The organism is Ruegeria sp. YTSC199, assembly GCF_059609725.1.
In genome coordinates this window covers 67,929-82,843 of record NZ_JBXWMF010000008.1, presented here as the reverse complement: position 1 = coordinate 82,843, position 14,915 = coordinate 67,929, and the positions used below count along the sequence as shown (strand labels likewise).

Genomic DNA, 14,915 nt, shown 5'->3' with positions numbered 1-14,915 from the left:
TGCCTCAGGCGGTCAGCTGTGTGTCTGTGCGCCCCAGCACCTTGGCCGTCACGATCTTCCCCTCGGCTTGCGGGGCGTTGAAAGTGACCTCAGTGAATTGCTCGGTCCGGCCCATATGCGGGTTTTCCATCAGGATGTGATGGGTTTTGCCGACCTGGGTAGTCAGGTGTTTTGCGACCTGAGCCTCACCCGCCGCGCGCAGACGGGCGGCGCGGTCCTTGATAACGTTCCCGTTGATCTGCTGCGGTATGCGGGCCGCTGGGGTGCCGTCGCGCTTGGAATAGGGGAAAACGTGCAACCAGGTCAGATCGCAGTCGGTGACCAGCTTTAGCGAGTTCTCGAAATGCACATCCGTCTCGGTGGGGAAGCCTGCGATGATATCCGCGCCAAAGGTCATTTCCGGGCGCAGCTTGCGGGCCTCTTCAGTAAAGCGAATGGCGTCGTCGCGCAAATGGCGGCGTTTCATCCGTTTCAGGATCAGATCGTCCCCATGTTGCAGTGACAGGTGCAGATGCGGCATCAGGCGCGGCTCAGAGGCGATGGCCTGCATCAGGTTCTCATCCACTTCGATCGAGTCGATCGAGCTGATCCGCAAGCGCGGCAGGTCCGGCACCAGTTTCAGGACGCGCATGACCAAATCGCCCAGCTTGGGCTGCGCGGGTAGGTCAGCCCCCCATGAGGTCAGGTCTACGCCGGTCAGAACCACTTCGTTATAGCCGCGATCCACCAGCCGCTTGATCTGGTCCACCACCACGCCCGCAGGGACACTTCGAGAGTTGCCGCGACCATAGGGAATGATGCAGAAGGTGCAGCGGTGATCACAGCCGTTCTGGACTTGCACATACGCCCGAGACCGTGTTCCAAACCCATCAATCAAGTGACCAGCGGTTTCGGTGACCGACATGATGTCGTCAACCTGCACTGCCTCGGTTTGGCCGATGAAGTCTGCGGCCATGCCTTTCCAGGTGTCGGGCTGCATTTTCTCGGTGTTGCCTATGACGGCGTCGACCTCCTCCATTCCAGCAAAGGTCTCGGGTTCGGTCTGTGCCGCGCATCCCGTCACGATTAGCCGCGCATTCGGGTTTTCACGGCGCAGCTTGCGAATTTCCTGCCGTGCCTTACGCACCGCTTCGGCAGTCACGGCGCAGGTATTCACAACAACGGCATCGGTCAGGCCTGCCTGTTGCGACAATTCCTTCATTGCCTCTGTCTCATAGGCATTCAGGCGGCAACCCAGAGTGGTGAACTTGGGGGCGCTCATCCCAGCGTCCTCAGAAACTGGGGCGTCAGGGTGCCCGAGAACACGTGGCAGGTGGGTCCGGTCATCCAGACGCCATCCTCACGCCAGTCGATCCAGATGGTGCCACCGTCCAGATCGATCTGCACCTTGCGCCCGGTGAGGCCGCGTCGTGCGGCGGCAACGGCAGTTGCACAGGAGGAGGATCCCGAGGCCAGCGTGATGCCCACCCCACGTTCCCACACGCGCATGCGGATATGATCTGGGCCGATGACCTGCGCCACCTGCACGTTCGTGCGCTCGGGGTAGAGGGGGTGGTATTCGTACCGCGCCCCGAATTCGGTCAGAGGGATGGCCTCGGCGTCCTCAACAAAGAAGGTACAGTGGGGATTGCCCATTCCGGTGGCGGTTGGCCCGCCCTCGATCGGCAGCTCCAGCGTTTCGACCTCTTCGGCCAGAGGAATCTCATGCCAGTTCAGCTGCGGCTGACCCATATTCACCGAGGTCAGCCCATCGCCTGCATCGCGCGCATACAACGTGCCGCGTTCCGTTGTCAGTGTCAGTTCGGGTTTGCCGGTTTCCTCCATCAGGAAACGCGCAATACAGCGCGTGGCATTCCCACAGGCGGCTGAGGTCGACCCGTCTGCGTTGTAGAACACCAGGTGCGCATCCGATTCGCAGTTTTCGATCACCGCCAGCTGGTCGAATCCGACACCAAACTGCCGATGTCCGATTCCCCGCGCCAGAGCGGGCGTAATCTCAACGCTTTGCGCGCGCGCATCGACAATGGCAAAGTCATTGCCCAGCCCGTGCATCTTCATGAAGGGCAAACCGGAGGCCAGTATTCGTTGCATGGCGCGCATATAACCCTGTGCTGGAAAGGAATCCACCCTGCGGTGAAGATTCCTGAAAAAAGGGGTTGACCCCCCAGCGCCACCTGCCTAATTAGGCCGCCTATCGGGTCGCCGGAAACAAGTTAAGTGAAGGCGAAACGAGGCGCAAAATAAGGACTTGAACCCGATCGGGAAAATGCCTTAGAGAGCGCCACGGATCGACAAGATCCAGACAAAAGAGTGGGCCGTTAGCTCAGTTGGTAGAGCAACTGACTTTTAATCAGTGGGTCGCAGGTTCGAATCCTGCACGGCTCACCACTTTTTCCAATAATAATGAAAGATGACACGAAGTTTGTCTCTTTTGACAGAGGTTTATCCCTTTTGCGGGATAAATTCTGGGCTCTGCATCATGTGTCTCGTATGTGCATTAGGAAGCTCAATGTCCGTAGGTCTGGTTGAATAACTCCCCCTACTCAACGAGTCTGGTATAGATGGGATTAGTTATTGTTCTGCAGTCGAACCAAATCCCAAATAGATTGCTGGCACTTTGGCCGTGAGCCAGACACCGTTGTCAGCGCGGAAAAACTCAAAACCGTCGTTGAACATTCGTTGTGCCTCGACGCGTAGCACAACAGGTTTGCCGTGTCGTTGGCCAACGCGCTTGGCTGTGTCTGGATCCAAAGAGAGATGAACCTGGTGGCGACGTCCAGAAATTAAGCCCTCTGAGAATATTGAATCAAGATTTGCGCTGGCTGTACCGTGGTATAGTTCGTCAGGTGGACATTGAGGCTCTAGGCCCAGATCCACATCAATTGAGTGACCTTGAGCTGCCCTGATCCGTAGGCCATCCTCAGACAAAGTGAAGCGTTTCTTATCGTTGTCTTCGACAAGCCGGGTGAGTTCGTCTCGGCTTAGCTTTCGGTTGGCTTTCTTCAGCTTTCGCAACAGGTCATCAACGCGAACCCACCCGTGCCTATCGAGCTGAAGACCGATCTCCTCAGGCTTGTGCCGAAGCACCAGGCTCAAAAACTTGCTTTCTCTGCTCATTGATGAATTGCTTCAGATACTGGATTGATTGGCTTTTACCACGAAGCCTGACGGTTAGGAATTGAATAGGTAGTTTCACACATTAGCGCGAATTTGGCTTTTCGCTGTGATTGGATTGCGACCGGTCTTCAGTGAAATGAACAAGCTCAGCATTACCGATGGCTGGAACGCATCTACGCCATCAGAACGGCTCATCAATCATGCCTTTCAGATCACTAGGCCTGTCTGTCGGTGCCAAAAAAAGCTCGGGTCTAGTACGGCACTGCAACGCGAAGGGTTGAGGGCGGTCTTTCAATCATTGCCCCGACGGGGCTCAAAAGCCGGGCTTTCAGGGCAAACTTCCAACGTTCTCAGCATAAGAGTTTCTTCTTGGTTCAGCTTAGAAACAACCAAGAGGCACAACTTTTGTGAAGCATACTTGCTTGCTGGTTGAGTCAATACTCGAGTAGTTTCAGATCCATGGAAGCGAAAGAAATTACACAGGCTTTGAATCATCTGACGATTGAATGTGTCGGATCTTTCCTGGGTTTGGAGCTTCCGACGAAAGGGATGGCAAGATGCCCTCTCCCCGATCATGACGACAAAACGCCCTCTTTCGAAGTACGACACCACGGTCGGCGGTGGGTCTGTTACGCGTGCAACAAATCTGGCGGGGCAATTGACCTTGTCATGGCGTGTCAACACATGGAGTTCTTAGAGGCGAAGCAGTGGCTGGCAGACAAAAGCGGATTGCTCCGGAGCAAAGGCCGCACGCCTCCAGAACGTCGAATATCCAATTATCGAAGCCAGACATCCCACCTTGGAAATGGTGCCGTTTCCAAAGAAACAACCCCAGATTCGGAGGTCTACAGGGCGCTACTGGCGCGTGCGCCAATGCGCGCTTCTGGGCTAGATTATTTGAAAAATCGTAAAATATCGGAAGAATTGATTGACCAATTCTCGGTTGGCCAAATGCCAGCAACTAGTTTGGTTCAAGAACTGGTTGAGGAGTATGGATTCGAACGAATTAGAGATAGCGGGCTCTTGACTAAGAAATCCACACGGGAGAGGTTTTGGCCAATCTTGCCACCAACCGCTATTTTGTTTCCTTTTATTGAGAGTGAAAAAATTACCTATTTTCAATCCCGGAGCGTCGACGATGCTGACCAAAGTAATCGTTGGCGCAACCTGAATCACCGCCGTAGGCGTCTCTATAATTCCGATGCGTTGAGAAACAAAAAGGTCAAACGATTAGCAATCTGCGAAGGCGTTCTTGACACCCTTTCTTCTGTTCAAATGGGTTGCGAGGCGATCGGTTTTATAGGTGTATCGGCATCCCTTTCCAAGGACGACATGATATCCTTGCGTGGAAAGCAAGTAGAGCTGTTCCTAGACTGGGACGAGGCTGGAGACGCAAGAGCGTCAAAACTCAGAAAAGAGCTTGCAAGATTTGGCGTGGCAGCGACACGAAGAACCGCTCCTAGAAGTGGTGCGACAGATGTGAATGCACTTCTGCGTGAAGGAAAGAAAAAAATATGAGTGTCCTAGAACGGCTGCTGCAACCAGAAAACCTGAACTATGCATGGACCAAAACAAAAGCACTAATTCGGGCGGCTGATGGCTTTGTTGACAGCGCAGAAGTAGCCGCATTCGAAATCGACTTGGAGCAGAGTTTACTAAAGATACACCGCCAGTTTGAACGCGGATCGTACAAGTTAAAAAAGTTACGTCCGTTACCTCGCCCAAAAAAGATCTCTGAAGAAAGGCCGGATGACCGTCAGTATTATCACATTGCGATTGAAGACCAAGTCGCATGGATTGCCGTTGTAAACGCATTAGGACCGGAACTAGACCGGATGATGCAGCCTTGGAGTTATGGCAACAGGCTGTATCGACCGGCTTGGTACGAGCCAGACGAAGCTGGGCAGTCAAAGCTTGAAATCGGACCGTATAGACACGCAAGCGGTCACCTTTACCGGAGGTTTCAACATAGTTGGCCGCTGTTTCGTCGACACGTCACGCTGACCGCGAGGATGATGGCTCGAAAATCAAAGCTCAATCGGGATGAAATGGACGTAGCGGACCAATTGGCGGAGGCGACGGCAGAACGCGAAGATTTAGTCTACTTTAGGAAAGACTGGTGGAATAAAGACCCCGCCTCAAGTGAAAAGAGTGAGCTCTTTCATGCGTCAATTGACCTTGAGAAATTCTACCCGAACTTGAAAGTGGATGCCGTTCTAAAGGGGCTGAACTTGGCTGGGGCGCTCAATGATCCGAAGATGAGCAACCTACTCAATTCGATGCTGAACTTTAAGCTCGACATGTCTGGAATGACGAGCCAATCACTTAAAAATGTAAAACCGGAATTCAACGCACGGCGTTTTCAGGGTCTCCCTACTGGACTGTTTGTATCGGGATTTCTTGCAAATGCCGCCATGTTGCCAATTGACAAGACCGTCGCCGTCAGACTCCGTCAGTGCAAAGACGTTGCTCACTTTCGTTTTGTGGATGATCACACAATCATCGCGTTTGATTTCAATACGCTATGCGATTGGATTGATTGGTACGAAGAACTACTCAGCAGCGCTGGCATCGGAGCCACAGTTAATGTGGAAAAGTATGATCCACCTGAGCTAGCCGCGTGGATGGGGAAGCGAAGAGAGGACAAAACCGCAGAGCAATCGGCCGAAGAATACAAAAAGGCAGTACAGGAAACTCGCTTGGATGGAAAGAATCCGACGAAATTGATGACCAAGACACTGGCGCAAGTCTCCGCTATTGCCACGACTGACATTCACATTCTGGACGACGATGATCTAGATGAGCGCCTTACAATGCTTGAGTGGCTCCTGCTCGCCGATATACCAGAGCGTGAGATTCGCCCTGATACAAGAGCTTCGTTTGCAGCAGGGCAGATTGCATCTTTAGTGCCCGTACTTGTTCAGGAGGTTGACGGCGTTGTTGACGTGGCTAGGCGGCTTGCCGAGCATCAAAGCCGCAAGCCGGACCCGGAAAGATCAACAGAAGAGGACCTTGAACAATACAATTCGAAATTGGGCAAGTTGAAGGACCAATTCGCAAGCTTGACGGCAGGACAGGAGGTCTGGGAAAATAAGCTGCTTAAGCGGTGTTTCGTGCTGCTGCTCCAGTCGCTGCGAGAGCATCCCGGAAAAGCTCGTCTTTTTTTTCGTATCCATCAATATTGCCAATCCACGGGCTACAGGGGCATCAACGAGATTTCAGACTGGCTCAAGGAAACGCGTGCTGAGCAACGAGAGACTTGGGCAGATTATTACACGGCATTGTCTTTACAGATAATGGCCAAAGCAATGTTAGCGTCTGCTGCCCGGCTCATAGCCTGCGATTGTTTAAGATCTGAAACAAAGGCAGCCGAAAGTTACCTCAAAGACATTGCGAGCCTCGACATTGGTGTGTTTGTTCTGCCTGTAGACCGCGAGACATGGTTCCAAGCTGTTGGTCGGCGCGAGTTCGGAGTCGCTCTCTTACAGGTTGCTGAACTGCTAACACAGAATGGGTATCAGGGCCTTGCTAGGGATTTAAGATCTCTTTCGCAGAAGTTTGTGCCGGTACGTCCCGCTAGTCCTGCCAAGGCTTGGCTCGAATCAACGGGTTGGTCCGCAGGCGTGTGGGCTCACCTTGCTGAAAGCATTGTCGGCAACCATTCACATCCTTCGTCTGCGTGGTTCGCTGTTTCTAGAAGCTTTGACTTTAGTGAGAAACTAGATCTCATTTCTGCCCGCCGCTTTCCTGAAGCATTTCCTGAGGATGCTTGGAAAGAACTGCTTTTTTCTTCTGAGGCGTTGCCACAGGACGACTCAGGCTGGTTGCGTCAGGTCATTGAAGGAAATGCAGCGAGATATCTAGAGGCAAGGCAAAGCTCAAAGAACGCGTTTTCTCGTACAATACGATCCATGGATGCGGCTAAAACGCAGTATATCTCTCTCATAGAATGGACAGAAAAACTCAAGGAATTAAGTCCCTTCGACCCGAGACGAAGTGAATGGACCGCCCTCGAGATTGTCAGACGGTTGCTTGATGATGCCAAAGAAGCTGGTCACGACCTCAGTAAACTCGATCGCTTGCACCCCGCCAACGTTTTGCTACCGCACCAATGGTTCGATGTGCTGAACGAGAAGATTGGGAGTTCGAAGTTAGGTTGGGAAGAATGGCGGAATTTCATAAGTAATGAAAAGAACGGTAAGATCGTAGTGCAGCCACTCAAAGCCAGCCTACTGGATTACCGGTTCGCCAACGATTTTCGATCGGGCATTCCGTCTACGCAGCTCGAACGCTGGTTCACGGCTGTTGGGCGTATTCTTCTCGGTCTTTTGCGAGAAGATCACACCGCACCACGAATATGGAATCTCCGAGGCAACGAGCGAGTTTACCCACTTCCAAGATCTCGGATTTACAGTGAACTCGCAGTTTCTTCAGCGACCACACAGTTGCTAGATGCCTGCCTTGCTGCGCGGCCCGCAGAGACCAGAAACATCGCACTGCGACCCGATTTGTTCGCCTTGGATGATGGCGAACCCGTTAGAGATGTAGCCTTTGATCCGGACCAAATAAATGATTTGGATGACCTGATAGAAAGTGTGAACTTCGCTCAAGGTGTTCTCCAAGAAAACCAGCTTTCGGTGTCCTCAAACCGGCCGAGACAACTTATCCCTTTCAAACTGCAAGACTTCGCCGCGGGAACCGAAAATACCGAGGCTAATGACCCTATGGGAGGCGAGAATGTTGAGTGAGCATCTTCATGTCGGTGTAATCCAGACGTCGCTAAAGGCCGAAGCTGCTTGGGTCGATAACTCTGACGGAAACTGGCAGAACTGTCTAAAAATGGCGCACTATGAGGAGCTGCGTGCCAAGAGGGAAATCAGACATTTTCTCGCCTCTTTGAGAGCTCAAGGGGCACTTCGGGAAAGGGTTAAAGATGGCTCATCTCAAGAAATCCAAAACTGCGATCCTTCTCCTGATATCATACTCTTGCCTGAATTAGCTGTACCGCTCGGCTTCGAGAAGCAACTTAGGAGGGCGGCAGAACAGCTTGAGGCGATCATTATTGCTGGAATGGACTATAGGATTGTTGACGGTGCACCCGAACCGATGGTGCTGAACGAAGCCTTGGTGATTGTCCCTCGTCGTTTGAATGGGAAGCAAGTTTCCCGACAAACCAGCGTTCGCAGAGTTGGCAAAACGTATCCCGCACCCGCTGAAGACAAAAAACTAAAGAGGATTGTGGGTGGGCCAGTTTCCTTCAAATCTCACCCAACTGTTTGGATATTTGAGAGTAACGCCCTTGGCAAATTTGGGGTCGCAATTTGCTACGATTTCATGGATTTGGACAGAGTAGTTATGTACCGCAACAAAATCCAAACGCTATTCATCTTGGCTTACAATCGTGACACCACCTCATTTGATCATATGGCCGAAGCGCTTTCCAGAACTCTGTTTTGCAATGTTGTTGTCTGCAATTGTGGGCAATTTGGTGGATCACTTGCGGTAAGCCCATTTCGAGAACCATTTCGACGACTAATATACCGTCATAGTGGTCAAGAGCTGTCAAATGCGCAGATAGTGAAACTGCCATTGTGGGCCCTAAGCGACGGCCAGAAGGGTAACGCCCAGCCAGAACTTAAGAGCCTTCCACCTGGTTTCGAAGAAAACAAAGAGCTTGCGCCAAAAAGTGTGACCATATGACGTGATGTTACTTGTGCTGTCTTCGTCCGAATTCCACGAATTTAAGGGCGCTGTTGTCCTGGTACAGTCTAACATATTTCTGACCGCGTAAGCTGGCATCAATCACACGGATTTACATCCCCAAGGTAAGACTAATGGTTTTAATTGAGAATATCATAGAGAACCCAATTTTTACTCACATGCTGTCGTTTTTCCTCGGCGCTCTAGGTTCATACGTAGTTTGGTGGATCTTGAACCATAAGTGGCTTCCAAGCGTGAGGTTCGGTGAAGAGATTTGTCGTTATACTGTTGGAAACGACAAAGTGTTGTACGTCTGCGCTTTCGAAAATTCCGGGCGGCGCGACATGATTGATGTTGAAGTCGTCACAAGACTTGGAGTTAAGAAGTTCAATGATTCAGAAAGTTGGATCTATTTTAGCCTCAAGTCTAATGCCTCTCAGATTCCAGTCATTGAGCCTGGTCGCCGTGCCTTGGTTAGAATTTTTGATCAACGTCAGCCTCTAGTGTACATAGATGAACCCCCTCCATCTCTTCGCGACAAAATCGAAAATTGCGAAAACCTGGAGGATCTACTTTTGCTCAGCCCAATTTCAGAAGTCCGCCTACACGTTTTCGGGTATGACAGTTTTAGTGGGGTACGCCACCACTTTGCATCACCAGCCTATTCTAGGAACGATTTGCGTTCAGGCCGTTTTAAAGAGCTCGTTGTCGTCAAATCATGATGTAATTCGGTGAGAATCGTATCAAGCAAGCGGGGCAGACTTAGGTACTTCCAACTGCATCTGAGATATTCTACCGGCTATGAACGTTTCAATCGAGTTGAGCAATTCATGATCTGCGTCAGATCGGGATCGCAGATCATGAATTGCTCGCGAGGCTGATTCAGCGGTCGTCCATTCGACAGATTGCGAAGCGGGACTGTTCCAGCGTTCTAAAACAAAGGTTCTAAATTGTTGGGTCTCCGATTCGGTCAATAGATTCTTCTGGTAGAAAGCAATTAGTCTACGGCCAAGCTGCCGAAGACGTGGATCGGCGAGTTTTCCAACTATTTCTTGCCTTCTAGCCCAATCCGCGCGTTGAAACTCAGTCAAGAGGTCTTGATCACTCTTGGAATAGAACCCTCCATAGATCTGCTTCTCAACAGGTTTTTGACCTGCTGAAGCATCTACAAGTTTCTCTTCGTCCAGAAGGCGTGCTACACGAGCTCTAAAGTCGGGATTTGCTGCAACAATGTTCGCCTTGTTCAAGTATTTGGGTATTGGGTGTTCAATAGAGAAGACTGCAGGGTTTTTGTTGATACTTAACCTGCGGATTACCTTCGGTGAACCGTTGATTGCTCGAAGGATCGTCCTATCGTTGGCCTCAATAAGTTCAGATGGATCAGCCTTCTCGAGGTCTAAAAAAGCTGCCACCGAAGGATTGCTTGGGGAAACTCCGCAAAAGCAGCCGATGTAGGGCTCAGGAGGTCCTCCGCCAAACCGCGAAACAAGCTCAAATGGTTGGAAGTTGCTAAGCTTATCTAAGACACGCTTTTTGTCGCGGTTTTCAAGTAGGCTCGACCAAAGTTCCGGATCACCAAAAGCGATTTTGCGCGCTAGGTGCAGCGTGGCTTCAACGTCACCGAGCGCGTCATGCGCATCATGACTGTCGAACCCGTTCTCAGGGGCCAAACGGTCCAACTTAAAAACCGGTCGGCTTTTGTCGTCAGTCGGCCAGTTTAACAAGCTTCGGTTGCGACACCATACTGCATAGACCGCCGTGAGAATGTCCAATCTCTTGTTGCCGTTCATTTGTGTGGCATAGATCTTCGGTAGGAGATTTTGGTAGAATGCTTGGCGTAGGACTTCTTCATCAAATCTGATGGAATTATAGCCAACCCACGTAGCGGGCGACCATCGCGTCAAACAATCCATAATGGCCTGAGTAAACTCAAAGAGCTCCGGTAGATCCGGGTTAACAAGCTGTTCGGGACTAATACCAGTTACGATCAATGCGTACGGAGAAGGAATAATATGCGGTGCCAATCGGCACCGCAGTTCGACCCGTTCGACTTCATTAAGTCTTTCGTCTGTGAGAACCGCAGCGAACTGAAGCGGTTGATCGAATGCGACTGAAACCCCTGTCGTTTCGAAATCATAGAATACAAAACCCATGTTCTGAACCTGTTCACCCAGAGTACGGAGACGCTAAAAGGATCTTGTTTCCTGCGTTTCGACGATAACCCATGTACCTGCCAGTCGTTATGGCCCACGTATTCCTGACAACACTTGAAAGAACTGCGGCTTACAAGGCACAAAATTACGCAGCCATCCACTTGAGCTTTGAAGTATCCGTGTCTTTGCTGAAACGTCTGGTGTCCACTTCTGCGGACTGCATAGCATCAAGCGCGCGGGTTGGCCAACGACAGCTTTGCATCGTCTGAGAAAATATTGCTATCGCGCCTTTGAACTCAAGAACAAGCTCTTCAGAGGCGTCGGATTTGCCTGGCATCATAGTCAATCCGACCAGAGGCGGATTCTCAAGAGAATCTCCTGACCACACAACATGTTGTGCCAACAATAGATGCTCGCGGTAACTAGCAAGCAGTAACATTGATTTTGCTGAACTTTTCTTGAAAACGCTAACAGCCCACCTAACACCGGTGCTAACAGCGCGATGTTAGCAACTAACCAACTGTTTCTGCTAAAATATTTTTATTGACTCGATGATTCGGAGAGGCTTATCAAGACGGTAACTGATTGCGTTTTTCTGACCCAAACTCGATACTATTCAGGTGCCGCATGATACTAGATTTAGATTTGCATGATGACATCCGATATCAGCTGAAAAAGAAGCGGGTAACCTTGTCTCAAATTGCTCGCGAGCTTGGCAGATCACCCAGTACCGTCACAGCCGTTTGCCAGGGACGCGTGAAATCTCACTTCATACAGCAGGCCATCTGCCGGCATCTTGGGAAGAGCCATCCATCAGAAATTTGGCCGGATCGCTACCCGGAGCTCACCGCCCAAACGGAGGATGATGAAATGTAGCCACTTTAATGAAAAAGAGCTGAGAGTTCCCGCTCCCAGCCCTTTCTAACTTTGGGCATCATAGACACCCTAGATCTAAGTCTTTGATCCCCCTTTTCGCAGAAAAAGTCAAGCGCCTGGCGTGAGTGATCTCTTGCCAGACCGAGAGTTCTGACAATCGAATGGGGTCGCCATGACCTATATGAAACACGCTCAGCGCGTGAACCGCTGCGCATACCTATGTCACTCGCAAATCATCCGAATTGGAGGGTTGCATCATGAGTGAGCTACCTTCTCAAGGCTTTGCCCTGCCAAATCCATCCCGAAACACGCGCAAGATTAACTGGCGATCTCGTGCCAGTTGCAGAGGTACCTTGGTCCTACGACTGTTCGGGCGAAGCCAGGTTGTTGTCTACGAGAGTTTGCTCGAGTTGATGTGCATACTTTTGATCTGTGCGCGTGGAGATGTGGTCGATGTTTGGGATCAGCCTAGGCCGGTTCCGTTCCGTCTTCCGGATGGCAGCAGACACGAACACACGTTCGACTATTGGGTCCAACTGGCCAACGGCCTCCGCTACTGCGTGGCAGTCAAACCCATTGATCATGTCGAAAAATATGATTTTGATCTAAGGCTGGGCTACGTGTGCGCCGAACTACCGAGTGATTTCGCTGACGAAGTCATTCTAATGAGCGAGGCGGATTTTACGCGGGCTCAAGCTCTCAATGCCCAGAGATATCATGAATTCAGCAAGAAACCGGACATTGAAGCTGATTCATTGATCGTTCGGGCTGCACGCGAGCACCTCGCTCCGATCACATTGGCAAATCTTATTGAAGAAAGTGGGTTAGGCCGTCGTGGCTTCCGAGCCGGTTTCCGTTCGATCATTGAGGGCAAGCTGAGATCGCTTTCACCAGGTAAAATTGGATTGCAAACGTTGGTATCGTCAGAGGTACCGGCATGATCTTCAACTATGATCCCACTGACACCTTCATCATATTTGGAGAGCCCTACTGGTGTTCATACCAGACCGATACTCTTTGCATCTTTGATCCCAAAGACAAAGGTTCCGGGCCACCAAAAACACTAAGTCGAACAGAAATAGGTTTTCTCAGGGGCACAAACAATTGGCGCTATATTCCAGGCGCAAGAACTCATGAACGCCTGAAGAAAGCGGCCACGGCGGGAAGCAAGGCTCTGCAGAATGCGCACCCCGAAGATCAAGAAGCAGCGATCTTCGCCTACATGGAATGCATGAACCTTGAGGCATTTCGGAGGGCCGGCGCGATCGTGCTGACGCCAACCAGCCTCAAGGCAAAGTGGCAGGAGATCGTTGGCACATTTCTCGAACAAGAGGCGGTTCGAAACATTGATACTGGTGCCCGTCGTGGCGGGAGTAAGCTACCACAACAGAGGAAACCACATGCTCCCGAAACACTGCTTAAACTCTATCGCAAACTCCGAAAAAATCACTACGATCCAGCAGCTCTGATCCCTCGCTATCGAACCGGCAAAGAGAAAAGCCTCGGCTTTTGTGCGGATACCGAAGACTTTATCAGGTGTTTTGTAAAAGCGGCGATCAATCGAGAAGACCCCAAAAATAACGCCATCGCGAAAGACGCGCGTGATGCATTGGTTGAGGAAAACGAGCGCCGCGCAAGAAATGGAGAAAAGCTCCTTGGCGTTCCCTGCGAACGCACAATAGTGCGCCGTATCGAGTGGCTGGACCCTTTCGAAGTCGCTGTCTTACGTGATGGTATCGATAAAGCGCGTTCGGACAACTCGGTAACCACGGGCGGTCTCGATCTCCTCTATCCCTTGGAACGAGTTGAAATCGATGAATGGGAAGGTGATGTTCGAACAAAATTCCAGCAGCTGAATATTTGGAATGAACTTCCAAAAGATATCCGCGACGACATTCCGGACGGGCGCCGCTGGATTTATGTCGCGATAGATTGCTCAACGCGATGCATTCTCGCCCTGTCTGTTTGCTCAAACCCAAATTCTGACGCTGCGAGGAGGATACTTGGTCAGATTCTGAAAGATAAGACCGATCTCGCACGCGCTGCAGGAGCGGAGGGCACGTGGGATTTCTTTGGCACTCCTCATTTGATCTGCACGGATACCGGCTCTGCTTTCCGCTCGAACATGTTCATTGTCGCCATCAACACGTTGGGCTCGATGATACTGTTTCCACCGGTGAAAATTCCGGAATTGCGCAGCAGAATTGAACGCATGTTCGGCACGATGGCACGAAAAATCATGCCACTTTTGCCGGGTCGCACGTTTAGCAATCCTATGTCTCGTGGAGACTACCCTTCGGAAGAGCGAACGGTTCTAACCGATGATGACCTGACACGAATTCTGACGATCTGGGTAGTTGATCATTACCATCACCATCCACATCGAGGTCTTCCTGGGCGCCAATCTCCTGCAAGCAGGTGGAGGCAACTAGTCGCTACATATGATGTGAGCGAACCCCCAGATCTGAATACGCGCAGAGCAGCTCTGGGATATGAATTCACTCGAACCCCATCCAAGCAAGGCGTGGTCCTGTTCTCCAATCATTACGATTGCAAAGAACTGATCAAGTTTCGGCGCGACAACAAAGGCAAGCCTGTTCGGGTGCGTATTGACCCTGACAACATTGGTGCAGTTTCCGTCGAAATTGATCGAACTTGGTATGAAGCACGTGCACTGAATGGTGAGGAATTAGAGGGGCTTTCCATGGCCCATTGGACGCGCGTCATGCGTGAATTGCGACAACGGCACGAAGCCGAAGCTGAACTCACTCTGCCTCAACGCAATCGTGCCATCCAAAAAATTCGCAAGATTGTGGATGATGCGCGCGAGCTCGGCGGGCTCGTTGATCCGGAATATACGGAAGATCGTCTTGCGTATCTCGAAAACAACCTCTGTGCCGGGATGATTTTCAACCATCCGGAAACCCCGCCACAGAGCGACACCAACGTTCCGTTCGGGCGAAAGATCGATCCGATCCATCCAACAGAACCGGACGTTCAATATTCTCAGATCACGAAGCCCGAAACTGAATCCGACGATCAACCGGAATGGAAACTGGAGTAGTAATC

At 51.1% G+C, this 14,915-nt stretch carries 12 protein-coding genes and 1 tRNA gene; 8 read left to right on the top strand and 5 right to left on the bottom strand.

Annotated elements, in window-relative coordinates; all coding sequences use genetic code 11:
* Window positions 1-4: 4 nt before the first annotated feature.
* Window positions 5-1,261, bottom strand: coding sequence for a tRNA (N(6)-L-threonylcarbamoyladenosine(37)-C(2))-methylthiotransferase MtaB (mtaB, locus tag AC2FEE_RS09825; protein ID WP_496864779.1), 1,257 nt, complete (start codon window positions 1,259-1,261; stop codon window positions 5-7).
* Window positions 1,258-2,100: a diaminopimelate epimerase gene (gene dapF / locus AC2FEE_RS09820; RefSeq protein WP_496864777.1), complete on the bottom strand. Its 843-nt coding sequence runs from the start codon at window positions 2,098-2,100 to the stop codon at window positions 1,258-1,260. Before dapF ends, mtaB begins: the two co-directional genes overlap by 4 nt.
* A gap of 212 nt (window positions 2,101-2,312) precedes the next feature.
* On the opposite strand from dapF, the gene AC2FEE_RS09815 reads away from it, so the two are divergent.
* Window positions 2,313-2,388, top strand: a tRNA-Lys gene (locus tag AC2FEE_RS09815).
* Between the two features lie 183 nt (window positions 2,389-2,571).
* Here the strand turns inward: AC2FEE_RS09815 and AC2FEE_RS09810 are convergent.
* Window positions 2,572-3,117, bottom strand: a complete 546-nt coding sequence (locus tag AC2FEE_RS09810; RefSeq protein WP_496864776.1) for an RNA 2'-phosphotransferase — start codon at window positions 3,115-3,117, stop codon at window positions 2,572-2,574.
* 459 nt (window positions 3,118-3,576) lie between these two features.
* Between AC2FEE_RS09810 and AC2FEE_RS09805 the strand changes: the two genes are divergently transcribed.
* The 4 genes from AC2FEE_RS09805 to AC2FEE_RS09790 all read left to right on the top strand — a co-directional run bounded on the left by AC2FEE_RS09805 (window position 3,577) and on the right by AC2FEE_RS09790 (window position 9,539).
* Entirely contained in the window at window positions 3,577-4,635 is a 1,059-nt protein-coding gene (locus tag AC2FEE_RS09805) for a toprim domain-containing protein (RefSeq protein ID WP_496864775.1), read from the top strand.
* Entirely contained in the window at window positions 4,632-7,865 is a 3,234-nt protein-coding gene (locus tag AC2FEE_RS09800; RefSeq protein WP_496864774.1) for an RNA-directed DNA polymerase, read from the top strand. Before AC2FEE_RS09805 ends, AC2FEE_RS09800 begins: the two co-directional genes overlap by 4 nt.
* Window positions 7,855-8,817, top strand: a complete 963-nt coding sequence (locus tag AC2FEE_RS09795; RefSeq protein ID WP_496864772.1) for a hypothetical protein — start codon at window positions 7,855-7,857, stop codon at window positions 8,815-8,817. The genes AC2FEE_RS09800 and AC2FEE_RS09795 overlap by 11 nt, the downstream gene beginning before the upstream one ends.
* A gap of 179 nt (window positions 8,818-8,996) precedes the next feature.
* On the top strand, window positions 8,997-9,539 hold the full coding sequence (locus tag AC2FEE_RS09790; RefSeq protein WP_496864771.1) for a hypothetical protein: 543 nt from the start codon (window positions 8,997-8,999) through the stop codon (window positions 9,537-9,539).
* A gap of 21 nt (window positions 9,540-9,560) precedes the next feature.
* Here the strand turns inward: AC2FEE_RS09790 and AC2FEE_RS09785 are convergent, their stop codons facing one another.
* Together AC2FEE_RS09785 and AC2FEE_RS09780 are read right to left on the bottom strand one after the other, a co-directional pair.
* On the bottom strand, window positions 9,561-10,970 hold the full coding sequence (locus AC2FEE_RS09785) for an exonuclease domain-containing protein (RefSeq protein ID WP_496864770.1): 1,410 nt from the start codon (window positions 10,968-10,970) through the stop codon (window positions 9,561-9,563).
* Window positions 10,971-11,115: 145 nt separating this feature from the next.
* On the bottom strand, window positions 11,116-11,409 hold the full coding sequence (locus tag AC2FEE_RS09780; protein ID WP_496864769.1) for a hypothetical protein: 294 nt from the start codon (window positions 11,407-11,409) through the stop codon (window positions 11,116-11,118).
* A gap of 188 nt (window positions 11,410-11,597) precedes the next feature.
* On the opposite strand from AC2FEE_RS09780, the gene AC2FEE_RS09775 reads away from it, so the two are divergent.
* From AC2FEE_RS09775 to AC2FEE_RS09765, 3 genes are all read left to right on the top strand, one after another.
* Window positions 11,598-11,846 carry a helix-turn-helix domain-containing protein gene (locus AC2FEE_RS09775; RefSeq protein WP_496864767.1) on the top strand — a complete coding sequence of 83 codons (249 nt, stop codon included), beginning with the start codon at window positions 11,598-11,600 and terminating at the stop codon, window positions 11,844-11,846.
* Window positions 11,847-12,103: 257 nt separating this feature from the next.
* The gene (locus AC2FEE_RS09770; protein ID WP_496864765.1) at window positions 12,104-12,787 is read left to right on the top strand and encodes a hypothetical protein; all 684 of its coding nucleotides are present in this window, start codon (window positions 12,104-12,106) and stop codon (window positions 12,785-12,787) included.
* Window positions 12,784-14,910 carry a TnsB C-terminal domain-containing protein gene (locus tag AC2FEE_RS09765; protein ID WP_496864763.1) on the top strand — a complete coding sequence of 709 codons (2,127 nt, stop codon included), beginning with the start codon at window positions 12,784-12,786 and terminating at the stop codon, window positions 14,908-14,910. Before AC2FEE_RS09770 ends, AC2FEE_RS09765 begins: the two co-directional genes overlap by 4 nt.
* Window positions 14,911-14,915: the final 5 nt, after the last annotated feature.